This is a genomic window from Thalassobacillus pellis, from assembly GCF_016908295.1.
Taxonomy (GTDB): Bacteria; Bacillota; Bacilli; order Bacillales; family Halobacillaceae; genus Thalassobacillus; species Thalassobacillus pellis.
On the sequence record NZ_JAFBDO010000003.1, the window covers coordinates 14,601 to 36,132 of the forward strand.

The 21,532-nt window shown below is 40.6% G+C and carries 23 protein-coding genes and 2 pseudogenes; 12 read left to right on the plus strand and 13 right to left on the minus strand.

The window, feature by feature from the left end:
- Positions 1 to 38: 38 nt before the first annotated feature.
- Both JOC33_RS10670 and JOC33_RS10675 read right to left on the minus strand, forming a co-directional pair.
- Positions 39 to 242 (minus strand): YdiK family protein, encoded by a 204-nt coding sequence (locus JOC33_RS10670; RefSeq protein WP_205092527.1) that lies wholly within the window; start codon positions 240 to 242, stop codon positions 39 to 41.
- Positions 239 to 958 (minus strand): CPBP family intramembrane glutamic endopeptidase, encoded by a 720-nt coding sequence (locus tag JOC33_RS10675; protein ID WP_205092528.1) that lies wholly within the window; start codon positions 956 to 958, stop codon positions 239 to 241. Before JOC33_RS10675 ends, JOC33_RS10670 begins: the two co-directional genes overlap by 4 nt.
- A 257-nt stretch (positions 959 to 1,215) precedes the next feature.
- On the opposite strand from JOC33_RS10675, the gene groES reads away from it, so the two are divergent.
- Together groES and groL are read left to right on the plus strand one after the other, a co-directional pair.
- Positions 1,216 to 1,500 (plus strand): co-chaperone GroES, encoded by a 285-nt coding sequence (groES, locus tag JOC33_RS10680; protein WP_205092529.1) that lies wholly within the window; start codon positions 1,216 to 1,218, stop codon positions 1,498 to 1,500.
- 57 nt (positions 1,501 to 1,557) lie between these two features.
- Entirely contained in the window at positions 1,558 to 3,195 is a 1,638-nt protein-coding gene (groL, locus tag JOC33_RS10685; protein WP_205092530.1) for a chaperonin GroEL, read from the plus strand.
- 207 nt (positions 3,196 to 3,402) lie between these two features.
- On the opposite strand, the gene JOC33_RS10690 is transcribed toward groL, so the two are convergent.
- Together JOC33_RS10690 and JOC33_RS10695 are read right to left on the minus strand one after the other, a co-directional pair.
- A complete protein-coding gene (locus tag JOC33_RS10690; RefSeq protein ID WP_239534144.1) occupies positions 3,403 to 3,684 on the minus strand; it encodes a tyrosine-type recombinase/integrase in 282 nt (93 codons plus the stop codon).
- 202 nt (positions 3,685 to 3,886) lie between these two features.
- A complete protein-coding gene (locus JOC33_RS10695) occupies positions 3,887 to 4,309 on the minus strand; it encodes a helix-turn-helix domain-containing protein (RefSeq protein WP_205092531.1) in 423 nt (140 codons plus the stop codon).
- A gap of 54 nt (positions 4,310 to 4,363) precedes the next feature.
- Between JOC33_RS10695 and JOC33_RS10700 the strand changes: the two genes are divergently transcribed.
- The 4 genes from JOC33_RS10700 to JOC33_RS10715 all read left to right on the plus strand — a co-directional run bounded on the left by JOC33_RS10700 (position 4,364) and on the right by JOC33_RS10715 (position 6,837).
- Positions 4,364 to 4,555 carry a helix-turn-helix transcriptional regulator gene (locus JOC33_RS10700; RefSeq protein WP_420825714.1) on the plus strand — a complete coding sequence of 64 codons (192 nt, stop codon included), beginning with the start codon at positions 4,364 to 4,366 and terminating at the stop codon, positions 4,553 to 4,555.
- A 205-nt stretch (positions 4,556 to 4,760) separates the two neighbouring features.
- Positions 4,761 to 5,138 carry a hypothetical protein gene (locus JOC33_RS20335; RefSeq protein WP_239534145.1) on the plus strand — a complete coding sequence of 126 codons (378 nt, stop codon included), beginning with the start codon at positions 4,761 to 4,763 and terminating at the stop codon, positions 5,136 to 5,138.
- A 304-nt stretch (positions 5,139 to 5,442) separates the two neighbouring features.
- On the plus strand, positions 5,443 to 5,727 hold the full coding sequence (locus JOC33_RS10710) for a hypothetical protein (protein ID WP_239534146.1): 285 nt from the start codon (positions 5,443 to 5,445) through the stop codon (positions 5,725 to 5,727).
- Between the two features lie 606 nt (positions 5,728 to 6,333).
- Complete coding sequence (locus tag JOC33_RS10715) at positions 6,334 to 6,837, plus strand: DinB family protein (protein ID WP_205092533.1); 504 nt, start codon at positions 6,334 to 6,336, stop codon at positions 6,835 to 6,837.
- A gap of 460 nt (positions 6,838 to 7,297) precedes the next feature.
- Here the strand turns inward: JOC33_RS10715 and JOC33_RS10720 are convergent, their stop codons facing one another.
- Entirely contained in the window at positions 7,298 to 7,531 is a 234-nt protein-coding gene (locus JOC33_RS10720; RefSeq protein WP_205092534.1) for a hypothetical protein, read from the minus strand.
- A 78-nt stretch (positions 7,532 to 7,609) separates the two neighbouring features.
- Positions 7,610 to 8,410, minus strand: a complete 801-nt coding sequence (gene blaOXA, locus JOC33_RS10725; protein WP_205092535.1) for a class D beta-lactamase — start codon at positions 8,408 to 8,410, stop codon at positions 7,610 to 7,612.
- A 153-nt stretch (positions 8,411 to 8,563) separates the two neighbouring features.
- Here blaOXA and JOC33_RS10730 point away from each other — a divergent pair, with 153 nt between their 5' ends.
- Together JOC33_RS10730 and JOC33_RS10735 are read left to right on the plus strand one after the other, a co-directional pair.
- On the plus strand, positions 8,564 to 9,901 hold the full coding sequence (locus tag JOC33_RS10730) for an aminotransferase-like domain-containing protein (RefSeq protein WP_205092536.1): 1,338 nt from the start codon (positions 8,564 to 8,566) through the stop codon (positions 9,899 to 9,901).
- A 138-nt stretch (positions 9,902 to 10,039) separates the two neighbouring features.
- Positions 10,040 to 10,189 (plus strand): hypothetical protein, encoded by a 150-nt coding sequence (locus JOC33_RS10735; protein WP_205092537.1) that lies wholly within the window; start codon positions 10,040 to 10,042, stop codon positions 10,187 to 10,189.
- A 255-nt stretch (positions 10,190 to 10,444) separates the two neighbouring features.
- On the opposite strand, the gene JOC33_RS10740 is transcribed toward JOC33_RS10735, so the two are convergent.
- Entirely contained in the window at positions 10,445 to 11,566 is a 1,122-nt protein-coding gene (locus JOC33_RS10740) for an oxidoreductase (protein WP_476718286.1), read from the minus strand.
- An 802-nt stretch (positions 11,567 to 12,368) separates the two neighbouring features.
- Between JOC33_RS10740 and JOC33_RS10745 the strand changes: the two are divergent.
- Positions 12,369 to 13,436, plus strand: a pseudogene (locus JOC33_RS10745) (RNA polymerase sigma factor); the annotation flags it as partial.
- 332 nt (positions 13,437 to 13,768) lie between these two features.
- On the opposite strand, the gene JOC33_RS10750 reads toward JOC33_RS10745, so the two are convergent.
- From JOC33_RS10750 to JOC33_RS10760, 3 genes are read right to left on the minus strand one after another with little or no spacing between them, the layout of a single operon-like run.
- Positions 13,769 to 14,245, minus strand: coding sequence for an SRPBCC family protein (locus JOC33_RS10750; protein WP_205092540.1), 477 nt, complete (start codon positions 14,243 to 14,245; stop codon positions 13,769 to 13,771).
- A gap of 24 nt (positions 14,246 to 14,269) precedes the next feature.
- A complete protein-coding gene (locus JOC33_RS10755) occupies positions 14,270 to 14,722 on the minus strand; it encodes an SRPBCC family protein (protein WP_205093056.1) in 453 nt (150 codons plus the stop codon).
- Positions 14,723 to 14,747: 25 nt separating this feature from the next.
- Positions 14,748 to 15,236 carry a MerR family transcriptional regulator gene (locus JOC33_RS10760; RefSeq protein WP_205092541.1) on the minus strand — a complete coding sequence of 163 codons (489 nt, stop codon included), beginning with the start codon at positions 15,234 to 15,236 and terminating at the stop codon, positions 14,748 to 14,750.
- 463 nt (positions 15,237 to 15,699) lie between these two features.
- Here JOC33_RS10760 and JOC33_RS20340 point away from each other — a divergent pair, with 463 nt between their 5' ends.
- From JOC33_RS20340 to JOC33_RS10770, 3 genes are all read left to right on the plus strand, one after another.
- Positions 15,700 to 16,014 (plus strand): hypothetical protein, encoded by a 315-nt coding sequence (locus tag JOC33_RS20340; protein ID WP_239534147.1) that lies wholly within the window; start codon positions 15,700 to 15,702, stop codon positions 16,012 to 16,014.
- A gap of 13 nt (positions 16,015 to 16,027) precedes the next feature.
- On the plus strand, positions 16,028 to 16,783 hold the full coding sequence (locus JOC33_RS10765) for a glycoside hydrolase family 172 protein (RefSeq protein ID WP_338054506.1): 756 nt from the start codon (positions 16,028 to 16,030) through the stop codon (positions 16,781 to 16,783).
- 91 nt (positions 16,784 to 16,874) lie between these two features.
- Complete coding sequence (locus tag JOC33_RS10770; RefSeq protein WP_205093057.1) at positions 16,875 to 17,168, plus strand: HI0074 family nucleotidyltransferase substrate-binding subunit; 294 nt, start codon at positions 16,875 to 16,877, stop codon at positions 17,166 to 17,168.
- A gap of 297 nt (positions 17,169 to 17,465) precedes the next feature.
- Here the strand turns inward: JOC33_RS10770 and JOC33_RS10775 are convergent.
- The 3 genes and pseudogenes from JOC33_RS10775 to JOC33_RS10785 form a co-directional block, all read right to left on the minus strand.
- A pseudogene (locus tag JOC33_RS10775) lies at positions 17,466 to 17,588 on the minus strand (winged helix-turn-helix transcriptional regulator); the annotation flags it as partial.
- Between the two features lie 287 nt (positions 17,589 to 17,875).
- Positions 17,876 to 20,551, minus strand: a complete 2,676-nt coding sequence (ppdK, locus tag JOC33_RS10780; protein WP_205092542.1) for a pyruvate, phosphate dikinase — start codon at positions 20,549 to 20,551, stop codon at positions 17,876 to 17,878.
- A complete protein-coding gene (locus tag JOC33_RS10785; RefSeq protein WP_205092543.1) occupies positions 20,551 to 21,369 on the minus strand; it encodes a pyruvate, water dikinase regulatory protein in 819 nt (272 codons plus the stop codon). Before JOC33_RS10785 ends, ppdK begins: the two co-directional genes overlap by 1 nt.
- Positions 21,370 to 21,532: the final 163 nt, after the last annotated feature.

The window sequence follows — 21,532 nt, forward strand, 5'->3', positions numbered from 1 at the left end:
GCCAGGCTCCGGCAAAGGTGTAGGGACGCCTCCTGCTGTCACTTTTTATCTGATGATTTTTTCAACCGTAAATGTAAGTTAAAGAGCCTGATCGATACAGCGAAATCAAAGGTGGCAAGTATCGCCAGGAAGATGGTGATAAAGTTCCAGATGGTATCTTCCACACTTTGTGCCGCTATATAAGTGAAAACTAACCCCATAATGAAATAAAGGGAAGCCATGAATAGCGGTGATGTCCTCATAATAATAAGCCTCCAAAAATGGTTTGTAACTGTTCAAACTGTTCCTGCATTCTCCTGAAATCTTCTTCAGACATGCTGTATTGCCCGATCACAACAACCGTATTCATTGCCATATGGGCGATGATCGGTGTGATGATGCTTTTGGTCTTTACATAAAGATATGCAAACACGATGCCCATTGCCATATAAACAATCATATGGGTGAAGTCAAAATGGGACGCGGCAAACGCAAGTGCAGAAACGATGACGGCAATGATGAAATTCGTACGTTTATAAATCGAACCGAAAATGATTTTCCGGAAAATGATTTCTTCCAATATCGGAGCGAACAGCACCATCACTAAGATGAATAATGGTGAAAGTCTGGCGAACTCCATCAATTCCTGCGTGTTCTGTGAACCGGGCTTGATTCCAAGCAGGAATGTCTCGATCAAAATAGCGATGATCTGAGCGAAGTAGGCAAGAAAAACACCAAGGAATGACCACAATGCGATATTTCCGGCACTGGATCGCTCACGGACTTCTGATGCTTGTTTCATATCCGGCTTCAGCAAGAATATAATGATCAAGGTGGCGACGAAAAAGCTGAACACAGCCCAAATGCTAATCGAATAATCCTGCTTCAATCCCAAACTTGTCAGGATTGGCACACCAATTACGGATGAAAACTGCGCCAGTACATATATAGCAATGATATACCAATATCTCGCGGTCAAGTTTCAACGACTCCTTTTCGTACAGACTATTAATCTAATTGTCACTCTCCGTATTTTAACATAATTAAAAAGAACCTCGTAATAATTAGGGTTTGAGCATTAGCATTTCTTCCCAAAAAAATTGAAAAAAAAATCGACCTTCACTCTTGCAAAATAAAAATGAATTGGCTATTATAAGAATTGTGTTAGCACTCGTCATCATTGAGTGCTAAAATCTAAAATCAAATTAAGAATCACATTTGAGGAGGGTGTCCGAATTGTTAAAGCCACTTGGAGATCGTATTGTGATTGAAATCGTAAAACAGGAAGAAAAAACAGCGAGCGGAATCGTACTTCCAGACTCTGCTAAAGAAAAGCCTCAGGAAGGCAAGGTAGTAGCAGTAGGTACGGGACGCGTAACGGATAACGGTGAAAAGGTAGCGCTTGAAGTTTCTGAAGGCGACCATGTCATCTATTCCAAATTCGCTGGTACAGAAGTTAAATATGAAGGCAAAGAATACCTAGTCGTCCGCGAAAGCGACGTATTGGCTGTCATTCAGTAATTAAGTCTTTCCAAATAAAATACTTACATTTACAAGTTTGATAAGGAGGGCATTTTCATGGCTAAAGAAATCAAGTTTAATGAAGAAGCACGCCGCGCGATGCTTCGAGGTGTAGATACACTTGCTAATGCTGTCAAAGTGACACTTGGACCAAAAGGACGTAACGTAGTACTTGAGAAAAAATACGGTTCTCCATTGATCACGAACGACGGTGTAACAATCGCGAAAGAAATCGAACTGGAAGATCACTTCGAGAACATGGGTGCACAGCTCGTTTCTGAAGTAGCTTCTAAAACAAACGACGTAGCTGGTGACGGTACAACTACAGCAACAGTCCTGGCACAAGCAATGATCCGTGAAGGATTGAAAAACGTTGCTTCCGGTGCAAACCCAGTAGGTGTACGCCGCGGTATCGAAAAAGCGGTTCAGCTTGCTACTGAAGAACTGCGCAATATTTCCAAGCCGATCGAAGGTAAAGATTCCATCGCACAAGTTGCTTCCATCTCTGCATCTGATGACGAAGTGGGTCAATTGATCGCAGAAGCTATGGAGCGCGTAGGTAACGACGGTGTCATTACAATCGAAGAATCCAAAGGCTTCAACACTGAGCTTGAAGTAGTAGAAGGTATGCAATTCGATCGTGGATATGCTTCTCCATATATGGTTACTGACCAGGATAAAATGGAAGCAGTCCTTGAAGATCCTTACATTCTGATCACAGACAAGAAAATCGGCAACATCCAGGAAGTACTTCCTGTCCTAGAGCAGGTTGTACAACAAGGCAAGCCACTACTAATGATCGCTGAAGACGTAGAAGGGGAAGCACTTGCTACACTAGTAGTGAACAAGCTTCGTGGAACATTCAACGCTGTAGCTGTTAAAGCTCCAGGATTCGGTGACCGTCGTAAAGCAATGCTTGAAGACATTGCTACATTGACTGGTGCTGAAGTAGTGACAGAAGACCTTGGACTTGACCTGAAAAACACAGGCATCGAGCAATTGGGTCGCGCTTCCAAAGTTGTTGTAACAAAAGAAAACACAACTATTGTTGAAGGTGCTGGGAACGCAGAGCAAATCGCTTCCCGCGTAACACAAATCCGTGCACAAGCAGAAGAAACAACTTCTGAATTCGATAAAGAAAAACTGCAAGAGCGTCTTGCTAAGCTTTCCGGCGGCGTAGCTGTCATCAAAGTCGGTGCTGCTACTGAAACAGAATTGAAAGAGCGTAAACTGCGCATCGAAGACGCATTGAACTCTACACGTGCGGCAGTAGAAGAAGGTATCGTAGCTGGTGGTGGAACAGCATACGCCAACATCTACAAAAAAGTAGCTGACCTTGACCTAACAGGTGACGAAGCTACAGGTGCCCAAATCGTCGTACGCGCACTAGAAGAGCCAGTACGTCAAATCGCTCACAACTCCGGACTTGAAGGATCCATCGTTGTCGAGCGCCTCAAAGGTGAAAAAGTCGGCATTGGCTTTAACGCAGCAACAGGCGAATGGGTAAACATGGTCGAATCAGGCATCGTCGACCCAACAAAAGTAACACGTTCCGCACTACAAAACGCAGCTTCCGTAGCAGCTATGTTCTTGACTACAGAAGCAGTCGTTGCTGATCTTCCAGAAGAAGACAACGGCGCAGGCGGCGGCATGCCAGACATGGGTGGCATGGGCGGAATGGGCGGCATGATGTAGTCATGCACCCATGACCCTTGATATCAAGGGTTTAGCTTCACCCATAATGTCAAAATGACTTACTTTTGACATACTTTACTTGGCGGGGAAAACACTATAGATCTAATGAGTCTCTCATAAGTTCACTGAACTTTTGGGAGGCTTTTTCTTCCATGTTTTCAGTAATGTGTGCGTATATATTCATAGTGGTGTTTATATCTCCATGATCTAATCGTTGCTGATTTCCTTAACTCCTACTCCTGCTTCAATTAATAGAGAGGTGTGGGGGTGTCGTAAGGAATGAGGGGTAAGTTCCTTATCGATACCACTTATTTTTAATAAACGTCTCATATGGGTGTTTACGGTCTTTAAGAATTCAGGGTATCCAAGGTTTTTAACTTCCTTAGCAAAAACAAAATCCAGTTGAGTATATTCGTTTTCCATTTTCTCAATGAGATCATCCTGGTGCTCCTTGTGTTTTTTGAGGACCTGAATTACCCCAACATCCATTTTTAGAGTTCTGCCACATACTCGTAACCATAGGTTTCGACACTATGCCGCTAACGGGCGTAATTCAAGAATATTGGTATATGACTTTTGTTCCGTTTAAGGGGGACTTTTCTTGTAGATGAATTGTGGAGAATTTTACACTCTATCCTGATTAGACACAAAACAAAAAGCAGGGGCTTTCTATAAGTGAACTTCCCTGCTTTTATTTGTTATCTTTTCCCTCAATCTCCTTAGATTTTTTCACTAAATATTGAAAGTAACTTTCCAATTCCCTTATCTGCTCTGGACTCATTGACTTCCACTTTTCCAAATCAAAAAAAGCTGCATCTTCGATTCCGTATTGGTCCATCAATTTATTTGCTTCTTTTATAGAATCAAATTCATTGCTTTTATCCACTTGATAATTTGAAATATCTAATCGGCCTAAAAGGTAATCGGTGGATACATCAAAAAGGTCAGCTATTTTGTTCACAGTATCTATAGTAGGAATTTTAGTACCTCTCTCGTATGCTGTGTAAGTTGTTCGGGCTACTCCAATTTGTTTGGCAATATAATCCTGAGTCCAATTTGGGTTTTCTTCTTTTTTTATTTGTCGGCTTCGTTTCAGCCTATCTGAAAAATTCATGTTAAACCACTATTAAAAGATGTTCTAAACCTTATGGGGGTGAATAAATTGAGGATGTGGTTAAAAGGGATTCGACTTCAGAAGGATTTAACGCAAGAACAAACAGCTATTAAATCAAACATATCGAGAAGCTATTATAATCATATTGAATCGGGAGTTAAAAATCCTACAGTAGAAACAGCAAAGGATATAGCTTTTGCCTTAGAGTTCAAGTGGACTTCCAATTTCAGAAGGAAATCTCACTGATCTACTTGTTGTCTTAACATTGGGAGGATTGGGCTTCCTATTTCGTGGTTTAATTCCAAAAAAAGTAATAACGGAACCGTTTTGATAGAGAATAGAATATTAGTATAGTAAAATATTACCTTATTTTGTGATTTTGCTGAAATAACTAATTTCATGTAGTAGGATTTATTTGGCAAGTAAATTACATAAAATGGGGGTACTTACTATGTTGAAGAAATTTACGTTATTAACTTTGTCTGTGGTCATGCTTTTTAGCTTCATGATTCCTTCTACATCGTTTGCAGAGAATATTGAGCCAAATGTAGATGCTATTGAGGATATGGAGTTGACACCTGAGGAACAGAAACGTGCAGATGAATTGTGGGAGCAATATGTCGCAATTAATACGATATTAGAGAATTTAAACGAGGAAGAACAAGAGAGATTTTTAGATGCGTTACTTAATCCTAATTTTGATCCATCAAAATTCAAAGATAATGTCTCATTAGCAAAGGGTACTCAAGAAGTGAAAAATCTTGATTATATGTTTGAAGTCCTTGGGTCTTCTGTACAGTTTTCCTCAGATGTTGAACTGTTACGATAAAGGAGAATGGGAACTTAGTTGCTACCAAATCAACTGGAGATCAGAAAGTTGTAACATATGGTTTTTGGGGTGGTGTTTGGGATGCAACTAAATGTGCGGCTTCTATTGCTGCAGTATTTGTCCCAGGAGCTAAAGCATATAGAGCAATCAAAGCCTTAGGCGGAGTTAAAAATACTGTAAAATTATTAGCTGGGGCATCTAATGCCGACGACTGGCTAGCAATCGGTGGGTGGGGCAGCAGCTGAAATTCTTGGTATTGCAGGAGTTCAAAAATACTGCTTTGGCTAACGGAGGTGATGATTAAATGAATGGTGAGACATTAAAACCAAAAGGCATTTTGAATCCAATTAGTCATGGATTAATGTCCCTACTAGTCTATGGAATGATATTTGTTGCGCTTATGCTTGCATTTAACGGGCCGATTACTATTGAAACACTGGTTATGCCTGCAGTTTTTATTTATATAGCAGTTCGATTAACAGAATATATAACAATAAAAAAAACAAATAGTGTGCCAAGGTGGCTGGTATTAGGGTCTTTCAGTTTATCTATTTTAACAGCCGCGATCATGACGATATTGTTAATATGAAGGACGAAAAAGGAGAGGGAGATAATCCCCCTCCGTTTTTTCATATCTTAACACTTATAGTTTTGAATGTGTTGGCTTTTTTATTACCAGAAGATCAAATTAATTAATGGATAAAAAGATTGTAAAGCCCCTGTGAGCGTTTTTTCAGCCTTGCAGGGGTTGTTAGGTCATCCAGCCATTTCTGGTTGACCTATTTTTTATAGGTTATTATTTAAGTAGCCGGGGAAGGACGTTCCTGCCTATACTGGATGAGCAAAAGGCTGAAGAGATAGAATTTGCCATTGAAATTAGCTGTTAAAGATGACCTTACCATCAAGGTTCAGTACCACAATGGCTTTGATTTTAGTTATAGATCCTCATAGTCATAAGGTGCGATGCATAGGTCTGAGTGATAAGCTGAATTTCATGATTTATTAGATAATAATTTTGTATTAAATTTTCTAAATATTGTTGAAATTATTGGTCCGTAGGTATAATATGTAACCAGTGAAGGAACGCTTGTTCGTTTTACATTTCAACTGGCAGGGAAGATTGGAATAATTTGATAACAGTTCTGTAGTTTTTAACTTTGAAAGATTATCACTAAACAGTGAAGGGATTGGTTTGATGCAAGTTGTAAATAAAATGTTTCTAGAACAACTTGAATTGCATTGCCATGAGAATGATTGGTTTGCATCTATGGATCAGGCGCTTCATGGAGTTAACGCAGCTGAGGCAGCATGGACTAGTTCGGGTTCGGGAACTAGCAATTCGATTTGGCAGATTGTCAACCACTTAATATTTTGGAATGAAGACATAACCCATCGAATTAAGGGTACAGAGAATCCGCATAAGGTAGAAGACAATGAAGAAACCTTTGGAAATCCCGGTGATCCAGAAGATGAAATTGGGTGGGCCCAGACAGTGGAGCGTCTTAATGAAGTCATGAATAAATTAAAAAAGGTCATTGCGGACCTTGACGATGAAAAGTTAAAAGCTCCGTATGCAACTAAAAGGTACTCTATTGGGCATTTACTTAGCAATATCATGATGCACGATACGTATCATCTTGGCCAAATTGTTTTATTGCGAAAGTTGCAATCCTCTTGGGGTGGTGTTGATTGGTCTTAAAGCAAATATATCAACGACATTCCTCGGTTAAACAAGAAAAATTTCAATGCGGAAAAGCATGAAAAACTTATCAATGACGCTCATCACAACTTGCTTCAAGATGCCGCAAGAAAAAATCAAAGTAACACCGAAGAAGAAGATAAAGTTTGATGAAGTACAAGCTGGCCAGCTTTTATACGGTAAAGGATTTGATTAAACAGTTGAACAAGCAAGCAGGAAAAGAAAAAGGAGAATAAACACGCCTGGTAATGAAGCGCTCCGCCAGTACCTGTCTTGACCCATAAAGATACAAACGTTTGTGTCTACTTTATGCTGAAAGTTCCTGCAATGAAAATGAATATCAGGAAAAACCAATCGGCTTGATAAAAGATATAGCACTCATTCAAAGAACATATGGGAAAAGAGAATATGAAACCTTTAAAGAATCATAGGGGGTCCTATAGATCGGAATAGCTTCTGCTCAAAAGATATGGAATGATAGTCCGAACCCGTAATATAGCAGATTCGGGAGAAAAAAGGAAAGGATGATTAGGATAACTCCCAATAAAATGGGAAAAACTTTCTTTTTCCAGATTCCGATATGGACGACCGTCATACCAAGGGAATACCCTAAAAACACATAGGTTCCCATTGCGCTTAAAATCGTAAACGCACCTAGTATGACAAACAAGAAAGCACTTAATAGGTATTTCATCAAAGTCCATTCTCCTTCCTTTCTAATAAACGTAAAAATTGGAGGACGGCTAAAAGAAGCACGCCCCCTTTGTTATGCTCAGGATTTCGGATCGATGATGTCTTTCTTCTTTAGTACAGATAGAACGACATTTTTGGCATCTGTGCCGGATCCATCAATATTTACGGCAAATGCCCACGTGTCTTTTTCAGTGGTGACGAACCCGACATACCAACCTAAACCAAAATCCGAGAGTCTTGTTCCTGTTTTTCCATGGACCGTATATTCATCTTGTTCGTCATCTATCATCATTCGTTTCACTATTTTTTGATGCTTTTCGTCAAATGGCAACCGTTCCTTGACTAACTTTTCAATAAAATGAATTTGTTCTCTAGCGGTAATTTCAAGGGTGTTGTCCAGCGAAAATCTATCAATTCCACCAGAGATATCTCGATTTCCATAGTTCATGAGGTTTACATACTGTTCCATTTGTTCTTCCCCGATGTCACGGGCCATGTCTTGATAATACCAGATCACAGAATGCCTCATTCCTGAAGCGAGGGTATGGTCTCGATTCAATACTTCAAACTCCCTGGTGACGCCATCCCAACGTTTCACCTCATATTCATCTCGAACCGCCGATGTTTGGAGTCCGATCAAGGCGTTAGCCACCTTAAAGGTTGATTCTGGGGTAAATCTTTCTCTGCTCCTCTCCTGGTTATACACAAATACCTTGTCCTTTTTAAGATTTTTCAGTACCATCGTCCCGTCTTTTTCGTTAAATAGTTCCTCAATCTTCAGCTTTTTCTCTTTGTGACCAATGTTCCCTTTGGCACTCGTTCCAACGGACGCCCCCGTCCATACGAGCAAGAATGCAAGTAAAACCAATAACCCAAACACGAAACTTCTTCAATTTTTTCTCCTCCCGCCAAATAAGATTTTCCGTGATAGCCATAGCATGGATGCTAACTTATACTATACGCATCAGCTGATAGATTAGGTAGCATTGTTTTTGTCATCTGTACCCTTACAGTTCAGACGAGGAGGAGAAAAATGGGTAATAAATACGAAGAGGCAAGGAAGGAAATCGAAAGAAGAATTAGCGAAGGGGTCATCCAACCTGGCGAACGCCTACCGTCAGTAAGAAAGTTATCCAGTGAACTTCAATGTAGCATTAATACAGTTATTAAGGCTTACGATCAATTGGAGAAACAACACATGATTTATTCGGTACCAAAGAGTGGTTATTTTCTGGTAGGAAGTCATCAAACGATCAATAACTCCCAAACGGAGCTCATTGATTTCTCCTCTGCCGGACCCGACCGTAGTCGAATGCCTTACCGGGATTATCAGCATTGTATGAACCAGGCAATTGAATGGTACAAAGAAGAGATGTTTCATTACTCTGAGCCGCTGGGACTAGATGTGTTGCGTCGGCAGCTTTCTAAACAGCTCCAAGATCTCCAAGTGTTTGCCCCTTCTGAGCGGGTCTGTGTCGTCTCAGGATCTCAGCAGGCGCTTGATCTTCTCCTTACCCTTCCTTTTCCAAATGGGAAAGACGTGATTTGCACGGAACAACCTACACATCCTAGTTTCATACAATCCCTTACCTCCCGTGGGTTGAAAGTCAGAGGGATTGAGATGACAAATAAGGGAATTGATCTGGAACAGTTAGAACGAATCTTTCATGAGACAGAAGTGAAGTTATTCTACACCGTGTCTCGGTTTCAGAATCCGACAGGGTATTGTTATACCAACCTTGAAAAGCAGAAAATAGTGGAACTCGCACAAAAATATGACGTATACATACTGGAAGACGATTATATGGGCGACCTTGATATGAAAAGAAAGGCAGATCCTATGTTTGCTTATGACCCGTCTGGAAGAGTGATTTATACAAAGAGCTTCTCCAAAGTGCTTTTGCCTGGATTAAGGCTTGGAGTAGCTGTGTTACCTGAAGTCCTCCTTGACAGCTTTGCCAAAGCCAAATTTGCAGCAGATGTCCATACCCCCGTCGTCACCCAGGGGGCTTTAGAAATCTATTTACAAAGTGGCATGTACAAAGCACACATACAGAAACTCCGAAGACAGTACAAACGGAAAGGTACCCTTCTAAAACAGGCTTATCAGAAACATCTCCCTAAAGAAGCAGCGTTTACTGGCGGGGAATCCGGTTTTTATTCCACCATAGAACTGCCCAAACGAATGAAAGCGAGGCGTCTCGTGAATCACCTCAAACACAAGAATGTACTAGTACAGGATGCAACGAATATGTACCTTCCCGCATATCGTAAAGAAAACCGGATCCGCCTGAGTGTGTCGCAGGTTAAAGACCAGAACATTGAGTTAGGCATAAAGAAGATTAGCGAATGTATAAGCGAGTTACTTTGAATGAGGCTATAACTTACATTTTTAATACCTTCTTTTAAACCAATAGAAGGAGGCAGCTGTATTTTTTGTAGGCTTTGGCGGCATGTTCATTAAGATTTTGCTTACTACCTTAAAGAAATACCAGGAACCTTCTTTTTTGTGGACGGCAAAAATCCTGCAGTGAACGCAATCTTCCCACACCACCATCCTAAATTTGATATAGATGAAGAAACCATTCTTACGATAGGAAAAGTGTTTTTACTCTCGCTGATGAATCATCAAGTGATTCCAGAAAATGCTGCAGACTAGAGAAAAGCCTCTCAAAAGTTTATAAACTCTTGAAAGGCATGTTTTAAGTAACCAGTCAAAATCCAGTCAAATTGTTCTCAAAGCCTGTTATATCAAGGGTTAGGGCATATTACATCATGCCGCCCATTTACTGTAGTAAATAAAAGAAGATCAGAAGTAAGAGATAAAAACCCCGAATAAGGGAACTTTTTTATCAGTATCCATTATTCGGGGGATATTCATTCAGATACGGGAATAGCTTTTTTTATTAAAAATCTAGTTTTGGACGAGATCCATCTGTAACTCCAAGTCTTTTATTTTTGCTTTAGGTAAAAGAATACTTTCAAAGTCAAAGTCTTTTAGTTCCATTCCTTTATTCAACTTATGAGGTAAATCTGGGTTGGCTAAGGCGCTTGTTCCTACAGAGATTAAGTCTGCATGATTATCTATTAATAATTGTTCAGCCTTATCAGGGTCACCTAACTTACCATTAGCGATAACAGGAAGTTTTCCAAAGTCTTTTGCAGCCTGAGCTAATGTTCGTGTATTTTCTCCAAAAGTAGGGTTCGTTGCATCTCCATCGGTAACATGAATATAGTCTAATGAAGTCTGTCCAAGTTGGGAGAAGATATATTCTGCTTCTTTTTCCCCTTCGGCCCATTTGTGATCTGGGTCAGCAACTTTAATTTGTGAGATGCGAATTCCTAGAATATAATCGGAACTTACGGCATTACGGATATCTTGAATGATTTCAAGTATAATCCGTAATCTGTTTTCTTTGGATCCACCAAATTGGTCTTCACGATGATTTAAATAGTCAGTTAAGAATTGATCTAGTAAATACCCATTTGCTCCATGAATTTCAACACCATCGAATCCAGCTTCTTTCGCACGAACAGCACTTTGGACAAATGCGTCTTTCACTTGTTTAATATCTTGCTCAGTCATTGCTTTAGGTGTTTGGAATGGTCCAGATCCACCATAGAACCCTAATTGCTCTCCCTTAGGAGGTACATCTGAAGAGGAAATTGTTTCATTCGTGTACACATTACCTTGACTTTGACCGCCAGCATGCATGAGTTGTGCAATCATTAGAGAGTCGTGGTTATGAACAGCGTTAACGACAGGTTTCCATGCTTGGACATGATCTTCTCTTGCAAGACCAGGTTGATCATCATAACCCTGACTGTAACTTTCGTCTATATATATACCTTCTGAAATAATGGCGCTAAAGCCACCTTTAGCATAACGTTCGTAATATTGTTTCATTGTATCATTGGCACGACCATCTTGCTCTGCACTTATTCGTGTCATAGGAGCAACTACGTATCGGTTCTTTAACGTTTTGTTTTTTATTACTGTATTTAAAAAAAGCTTTTCTTGGTTCAACCTATACACCCTTTCTTCTAATCATAGATGCATCATAACACGATAGAAATCTCGAATTCAGTATTTCTGCTTTACATACTCAACGTTTTGCTGGGGAATTAATGAATCCAGACATATACTACAAAGTTCATTGGCAAAATCAGATGACGGTTTACACTGGGAACGCGATTTTATGCTTATATAGAAAAGTCCATTAGAATAATTGAGTAATATAATTGGAATGAAAGTCAACACCTTTCCCACTAAAATTCAGTTTAATCGAACAAGCTATTTTTAAAAGTCGATTTCTAAATACAAGAAATCGACTTTTATGTTGAAATTTATATAACGTTATAATTTGGCATTTTCCTTACGCTTCCTCTATCCTATCAGGTACTCTTGCATCTGAAAGCAGTCTGTATAGTAATAACATTTCGTACACTTTAGTTATTATTTCATAACCTCGTAATCAAGCTTCCTTGCCCCGCTATTTTCATAAATTTTCGTATTTATGAGTTTCAAATCGTTCTTAGTTATTATGTTGATTGCCACTCCCAAGTATAAAGTTACCTAAGTTCTCCTGTTCCCTTCCCAGAGATACGTTTATTTCGTATGCAATAAAGGTATACCTCCGCCTTGTATTTCATGGACACTAAAAAGTTGCTGAGCTGGTATCAACCAATTTGTTTGTGTGACGTTCGCTTTTTTATTAAGCGAAAGGAATTTTGCTTCATGCACAAGAAAGTGTTATAGAGACCAAATAAATCAAATTTATTGTCGATTCATTAAAGGTTAGTTCGTCGTATATATAGAAGCGGAATTACCCGAATGAATGTTACATACGGCGAAACGGCGTGCGATCGATTTTATGCGAAGGGCAAAGTTGCGTGATCAGAAATATGGAGAAATCGCCCACGGTATGGATTTGTATAAAGAGGTAGATGTGGATTATGCTTTGGACGGGGAGATCGATGATGATCTCCTTCGTCTGATTTTTATGACCTGCCACCCAGTGCTATCACAAAATGCCAGAGTTGCCCTAACGCTACGCCTGTTATGCGGACTTACTACCGATGAAATTGCACGTTCTTTCCTTATTGCCGAATCTACGATTGCCCAGCGAATCGTCCGTGCCAAGAGAACCCTCAGATCCAAGAAAGTACCTTTTGATGTGCCAACAGGGGGAGCACTCAAAGACCGTCTGTCTGCCGTACTTGAAGTGATTTACCTAATGTTCAATGAAGGATATTCAGCAACATCAGGTAATGACTGGATCCGCCCATTACTATGTCAGGAGGCATTGAGACTGGGACGTATACTAGCCGAGATCGTTCCTCATGAATCGGAAGTTCACGGGCTCGTTTCCCTTATGGAGATTCAAGCTTCCCGGCTTAAAACTCGAGTTAACCCCAAAGGAGAACCGGTTCGTCTGTTGGAACAAAATCGAGCGAAGTGGGATCAATTGTTGATCCGCCGGGGCTTAGCGGCATTGGAGCGCAGCCAGAAGCTTGGAAGCACACTCGGTCCGTACGCATTGCAGGCCGCGATTTCTGCTTGTCATGCGGAAGCCCCTACGGCAACTGAGACTGATTGGATCCGTATCGCTGCCCTTTACGAAGCATTGGCCAGAGTAACACCATCGCCGATCGTCGAATTAAACCGGGCGGTTGCCATATCAATGGCATTTGGACCTTCTTACGGACTACAGATTGTCGACGAGCTTTGTGCCGAACCCTCCTTAAAAGGATACCATCTACTGCCTAGCGTTCGTGGCGATCTACTGGTCAAGCTGGGGCGATGCGATGAAGCCCGTACAGAATTTGAACGTGCGTCGTCGATGACCCGGAATGACCGTGAGAAGGAGCTTTTATTGAACCGGGCAAATGATTGTGAGTCCTAAAGCATTGAATTAACTTTCTTCGCCTTGTCGATTACAGCGTTCCTCGTTCGTCGCTTCAAAAGTCATCTTCCAACAAGTAAGAATTAAAGATTCTTTTCTTCTAGTCGAAATATAGGAGAAGTTTTGGTGTGTCCTCAAATCCTTTGATAGACAAGGATTTGGAACCCAATAAACTTATATTGACTAGTATTTAAAAATCATCCATTATAACCTAAAAGCCTCTCAAGAGTTTATCAACCTTTGAGAGGCATTTCTTTTAATAGTGGCCAGTCTTCTTATTTTATAACTCCTTTTTTATTAAAATCCCCTTTATTCTCAAAATTTTGTTCGCTTCAGAAAGATAATTTCAGTTGATCTTCAAGGCGGTCCAAGTTCTGTTCGTTCGCCTCGATGACAAACTTTTTTACTTTATTGCATTCATCCGGCGTATCGAAGAGCATACGCCAGATGAGCTTGGTTTGCCCATCCAATTTGGATAAGGTAATGGTCAGTAGAAACTCATGATCCGGTTCCAGATGACGAAGGGCGATTTTTTTAGATTCAACGACCTCTAAAAAGACACTCTTATTTTCATAGTCGATGCCATCGGGTCCATGCATGATGTAGTGCCAATGGCCACCAGGCTTCATATCGAATTCGTAGAACGTGTTCGAAAACCCTTTCGGTCCCCACCATTTTTTCAGTTTATCCGGATTGCTGAATGCTTTGAAAATGTGTTCTCGAGAGGCATGGAAGATGCGGGAATTGACGATCTCGCGGTCTGAAATTTTCTCAGATGGGTTATTATCTGTCGCATCGTTTAATGACATTACAAAAACCTCCTTTTTTGTAAGTTAATTAGTTTCACGTACGTTCCGTAGTACTTCACCCAATTTGTCCAAGATAACTTTCGTTCCGTGTTCGCGCTGGGAGGACGTATCGTGGCCGTCGAGAAAAGCTCCTTGCTCGGTATAGATGAGTTGAGACCCGGTTTCCGTAGGGTGGAACTCTACCGTCGTCACGGATACCGATATTCGTGTTTCATCGAGATCCATGGTATAGGAATAGACGATACGTTCATCAGGAACGATTTCCTGATAGCGAGCTTCAAAAGTGAAGATGGGGCCGTCTTGTGGACCCCCTCGATTGGTTTCTTTCCCACCCACTCGAAAGTCGAACTCATCGGCTTTTGAAAACCATTGTGCTTTCGTTTCTGGATCTGACCAGGCAGCGAATACTTGAGCCGGCGAAATATCATGGGTCCTCTCAATTACAAACGTGTCATGCGTTGCAATTCGTTTACTCATCATTCATCCTCCTTTGATAATAACGTTAGGGCTGGTTGTCGAAAAGGGCACCAAGCTTGTCGAGGTGGTGCTCCATGCTTTTCTGTTGTTCGTTAAAATATTTTTCATGACTCTGTTTCATCATATCTAATAATTTTGTGAAATCCTCCACAGTTAAGGGCTCTTCCATTTTCAACAGGTTTGATACATTTTGTAATTCTTTTAACAGCTTCTGTTGAATTCTTATTTTTTCCTTTAGTCGATCTATTTGAATTGATACGATTTCGAAGGGATTGTAATCTTCTTCAGAAAGAATAGATTTAATTTCATCAAGTGATAAACCAAGATCTTTTAATGCTAGAATTTGTTGTAGGCGGGAAATATCAGATTTATTATACAACCTGTATCCTGCATCCGAATATTCAGATGGAGAGTATAAACCAATTTGATCATAATATCTTAAGGTTCGAATGGTTAAGCCTGTTAACTTAGCAAGTTCGCCTATTTTCCAATATCTTCTTCCTGCAATAATCATCCCCTCATTTCGCGCGATTTTTTTACCGGTGACTTTACTATATACCGTTACGTCACGTCAGGGTCAAGGTTAAAATAGAAATATATTCTAAATTACTTCCTATGAGTAGGCCGAGCTAATCGGGTCTAAGATAGGAGAAAAGTGGATCCCAGTTACCAATAGCCAATAAAATATGGTGGGGGTATACCTTTTGAAGGACATAATTGTTAAGCTGCGAATGGGAGGGTAATAGTGGTTTCTGCATTTAATCAATTTACTTATTAAGGAAAACCTTGGTATATTAAGGTTCTATAGGGACTGTTTATATTAACTGAGCTTGTGAATGGGCGGTATTTTAGTTTTTTTTCGATGAATAACTGTCCGTAAAACTATCACTTCAAAAGTTCAAGAAAAGCAATGAAGTTTATGAGAAAAAACGGCCGCTTATACCCTGATTAAAATTCTAATTATGGAGGGAATAACGATGTATTCATTTAATGGAATTGGTATGGGTTTAGGAAATTTATCAAAATTGTCTAATGCTGTGACTCGTTCTATTAGTGCGGAAAATCTCACAGGTGTAAAAGGGAAAGGGGGAATGGCTAGAGTAGGAACAGGTGCTAAACCGGCAAGAGATTTGGGACAAGGGTGGAAAGTATCCCCGTCTGTTGCTGTTCCGGCCAACGGTTCTTTTACTTTAGGTGAGATTACTGGTCCAGGTGTTATACAGCATATGTGGATGACTTGTACTCCAAATGCATGGCGTAATTTCATTTTTAATAATTTATTGGGATGGTGAAGAAGAACCTTCAGTGCGAGTACCTTTAGGTGATTTTTTCTGTAATGGATGGTGTGAGCGCTCGAACGTAAACTCAATACCGATTTCTGTAAATCCAGCAGGTGGATTCAATAGTTATTGGGAAATGCCTTTCCGGAAGTCGGCTAAAATTGTGATGGAAAATTTAGCGGATCACGAAACGATTCTTTATTATCAAATTGATTATACATTAACCGAAGTTCCGGAGGATATGGCTTATTTTCATGCGCAATGGCGTCGAAGTAACCCTGTACAAGCAGAGGATGTACATACGATTATTGATGGGATAAAAGGAAAAGGGCATTATGTAGGAACCTATATGGCTTGGCAAGTAAATAGTAACGGGTGGTGGGGAGAAGGAGAAATAAAGTTCTATATGGATGGAGATAATCAATATCCAACCATTTGCGGAACGGGAACGGAAGACTATTTCGGGGGAGCTTGGAATTTTGAGCAACCTCAAGGAGAGTATGGTACATTTTCTACTCCTTACCTTGGATTCCACCAAGTTATTAAGCCAGATGGTTTGTATCGTGCTAACCAAAGGTTTGGTATGTATCGTTGGCATATTATGGATCCCGTTCGATTTGCGGAAGAGCTAAAGGTGACAATCCAAGCATTGGGATGGCGTTCGGAAGGGCGATACCATGCACGGCAAGATGACATTGCATCTGTAGCTTATTGGTATCAGACCGAACCGCATGCAACATTCCCTGCATTACCAGATAAAGACGGCTTGGAAGTTATTTAATCTATTTTTATGAGATGTAGAAAAAGCGTTGGCTGCCTTTGAAAAGCTAGCTTACCTTGAAAATCCGAATGATGTAGAATGAGATGCAGCGATTCTACGATTTAAATTTACTTTCGAGGTTAGCTGGAAAGTGGCTAAGCAATATACATATGACATTGAAGGGGTAGATGCCGGCTCTCCTAAGAGCGTCATTCGCAAATGCAGGGAAGTTCACTTGTTGGAGGATGAAGAGGCTGTTCTGGCTTTGGAAATGGTAAATGTTCGAAATTTGACCGTCCATACCTATAATGAGGAAGTGGCCACTAAAATCCACAAAAATTTCACCCGTTATAATAACCTTCTCCATCAATGGGTTGAACGAATGAATGATAAAGTGATCGAATAGCCATTAAAAGATAAAGCCCAAGACGGTAGCAACTAAGTCTAGGGCTGAGAAAATATTATTTTGATTTGTTTATTTTATCTAGAAATCCAAGCCTTCATTAATCATTGATACTTTAACTATGTCACTGAAGTTGGGTCATGGATTGATAGCGTAGAAACAAGTGAAATTGTTGAAGAACTTTTTTACCGAAAAGAAAAACCCCACCCGATGTAAAATGAATGTTTTTACGCCGGGTGGGGTTTTATTTTAATAGGTTTCTTTATATCTTCACCTATTCTCTTAATAATATAACTTCCCTTAATTTTGCAGGGGCTCTTCCCTGTCTATCCAATTTTGAGACCATTTTTCCAACTCATTCATAAGTGCCTCTAATGCTGCCCCTTTTTCGGTCAATGAATATTCAATTCGAATAGGGGTTTCAGCAATGGGGCATATCCACTTTCATGTTTCTCAATTAGAAAAAGCGTCTCCTGGATGTGTGAAATTCCATGCTCTGATTGAATCTTAAGGGAATGACTTATTGAATACACCTACAATCAAGCGAATTAGGAAGGATGAACTGGACCTAATTTCCGTTAAAAATGGCGAACCCACACAATGGGATTCGCCTCTTTTAGATAATAGGGTACGGGGTTCTTCGAAAAAAACGCCTATATTTTCCGTTTCTGTATTATCTAATTTAAGAAGAGGGTTTTCGCTGTTCTCCATTAACTGAGCTGAGGTTCTTTTTTAGGGCTAATTGGCTCATTACGTATAGTTGCTTGAGCTGCTGCCAGCCGTGCAGAAGGAACACGGAAAGGGGAACAGCTTACATAATCCATTCCTAAATCAAAACAAAATTGTATGGATTCTTTTTCTCCGCCATGTTCACCGCAAATCCCTGTTTTCAGCGCAGGCTTAACTTCTCGGCCCAATTTCACACCACTTTCTACGAGCTTTCCGACACCTTCTTGGTCTAACGAAACAAATGGATTTCTGTGCAGCACATCGCTTTCCACATAATGCTGGAGAAACTTGCCTTCTGCATCGTCTCGGCTAAATCCAAATGTTGTTTGAGTTAAATCGTTCGTTCCAAAAGAGAAGAAGTCTGCTTCTTCGGCAATTTGATCAGCTGTAAGGGCTGCGCGTGGTGTTTCAATCATGGTTCCAATAAGGTAATCAAAGTCTTGTCCTGATTCTCTCTGGACTTGCTCACCAATATTAACGACCAGTTGACGCATTTTTTTCAGTTCATTCACATGGCTGACCAAAGGAATCATGATTTCGGATTTAACGTTGATCCCTTTTTTCATCACGTTAGACATCGCATGGAAGATGGCCTTGACTTGCATTTCGTAAATTTCAGGATACATCATACCTAAGCGACAGCCCCGGTGTCCTAACATGGGGTTAGATTCTTCTAAGAGTCTTACTTTTCGTAAAAGATTTTGCTTTTCATGTAACTCGGATGAATCCTGGTCGGTCAGCTGCAGCTTTGTTACCTCAACGAGCAGCTCTTCTTTGTCCGGCAAAAACTCATGGAGGGGCGGGTCTAATAAGCGAACGGTAATCGGGTGTCCTTGCATCGTTTCAAATATTTGTTCAAAATCCTGCTGCTGCATAGGGAGGAGTTGATCGAGAGCGCTTTTCCGTTCCTCGGTCGTTTCAGACAGGATCATACTTTGTACCGTAGGAATACGCGATGCATCCATAAACATATGCTCTGTACGGCAAAGTCCAATACCTCCTGCTCCGAATTCCAGTGCTTTCTCAGCATCGACTGGATTATCAGCATTAGCTCTGACTCCCATTTTGGCCGCTTCATCAGCCCAGCTTAGCAGTAATTGGAATTCATCTGAAAGCTCTGGTTCGATCATTGGAATTTCACCAAGGAAGATTTCACCTGTTGAACCATCAATAGTAATGGTGTCTCCATGATTCACAGTTGTAGACCCTGTGATAAATTGTTTGGAATCCAAGTGAATCTTTATGGAATCACAGCCGCATATGCAGGCTTTTCCCATACCTCTAGCTACAACGGCAGCATGGCTTGTCATTCCACCGCGGCTCGTAACTGTAGCCTGGGAAGCCACAATTCCATGGATATCATCAGGTGTAGTCTCAGGGCGGACAAGGATAACCTTTTTTCCATCCTTTGAAAGTTCCTCGGCTTCATCCGCATCAAAGACGACTTGGCCTGTTGCTGCTCCGGGAGAAGCGGGCAAGCCTGTGGCAAGTTGTTCCCTTGTATGTTCAGGGTCGATTCGGTGGTGGAGCAGCTGATTAAGTTGATCAGGATCCACAAGTAAAAGGGCTTCTCGTTCATCCATGATTTTTTCTTTAACCATTTCAACAGCTATTCTAATAGCGGCCTGGGCGGTTCGTTTACCTGTTCTCGTTTGAAGAATGAACAGATTTCCACGTTCAACAGTGAATTCAATATCCTGCATATCCTTGTAATGGTTATCTAACAGCTGGCAAGTATCAACCAATTGTTGATAGACATGCGGCATATCCTCCTTGAGGCTGGCAATTGGCTGAGGTGTACGGATACCTGCCACAACGTCTTCTCCTTGAGCATTAATCAAATATTCTCCATAAAGCTTAGACTCGCCTGTGGATGGATTACGGGTAAAAGCGACTCCCGTACCAGAACCATCTCCCATATTTCCAAAGACCATGCTTTGAATATTAACTGCTGTACCAAGGTGGCCAGGGATATTGTGAAGGCGCCGATATAAAATTGCCCGCTGATTATTCCATGAATCAAACACGGCATTGATGGTAAGGAAAAGTTGTTCTTTTGGATCCTGGGGAAAGTTTCGTTTCGCATGTTTGGGCACAATCGCTTTGAATTCTTGAATCACCTGTTTCCAATCCTCTGCTGTCAGTTCTGTATCAGAATGGTAACCCTTTTCTTCGCGAATATCTTCTAACCGTTGTTCAAAAAAGTAGTTATTTACATCCAGTACGACATTACTAAACATTTGAATAAACCTGCGATAAGAATCATAAGCGAACCGAGGATTGTTGGTAATTTCCGCCATTCCTTTTACTGTGTCATCATTCATTCCCAGGTTTAAAACAGTATCCATCATTCCAGGCATGGAATGTACTGCGCCTGATCGGACGGAAACAAGCAGCGGATTGGTTGGATCACCTAATCTTTTGCCTGTTTTTGCCTCAAGGGTTTGAAGTGATTCTAAAATTTGGGATTCAATTTCTGGTGAGATGACCTGTCCTGCATCGTAATAGGCATTACAAGCAGCGGTGGTAATTGTAAAACCGTAAGGAACGGGTAACCCAATTCGGGTCATTTCAGCTAAATTAGCGCCTTTTCCTCCAAGTAGTTCTTTCTTTCCTTTTTCAGGTTGATCAAATAGGAATACAAATTGATTATCCATTATGCATAGCTCCCCCTTTTATTAAACATGGCTAAAATGATATCAGCCGTCTCTTCTATAGCCTTATTTGATACATCAATGATTGGACAGCCGATTTTTTTCATAATGTTTTCCGCACAAGTTAGTTCTTCAAAGATTCGATCTAGTGAAGCATAATTCGCTGAGTTTGTTAATCCCAGCCTCTTTATTCGTTCTCTGCGAATTTCATTTAATTTTTCTGGTGAGATTATTAATCCAATGCACTTTTTTCTTGGAATTGTAAAAAGCTCTTGAGGAGGTGGAATCTCTGGGATGAGAGGTACATTGGCTACTTTGAATTGTTTGTTGGCTAAATACATGGAAAGCGGGGTCTTTGAGGTTCTGGAAACTCCTACAATGACAATGTCTGCTTGTGTTAATCCTCGTACTTCCTGGCCATCATCATATTTCACGGCAAATTCAATCGCCTCCACTCGTTTGAAATAGTTCTCGTCCAGCTTTCTCATTCGTCCCGGCTGATGATTGGGTTCGATATCAAATTTTTGAGTGAACGCTTCCATCAGAGGGTGCATCAAATCAACCGCAATTACCCCTTCTTCTTCTGCCCTTTGATCAAGATAGTGTTTTAAAGATGGAAGGACAATGGTGTAAGCAATGATGGAATGATTATACTTCGACACCGTGACGACATTATTAATATCCTGTTGGTTCTCTACATAGGAAGAATGCTTAATTTCAACTTCCTGCCCCAAAAATTGACTTGCCACGGCTTTTACCATCATGTCAGCTGTTTCTCCGACTGAATCAGACACGACATAGACTGTTTCCTTTTTGGACATTATTAATCTCCCTATTCTATAAGTAATCGAACCTGCCGATTGTAACGGCATGGTAAGTAAATATCCAATATATTTCTACATTCCCTCCCTTTATGAATGTGCTGTGTTAAATTAATATGTCACACTATTAACTGGATTTGTAGAAATGTGACACTCTATTTCG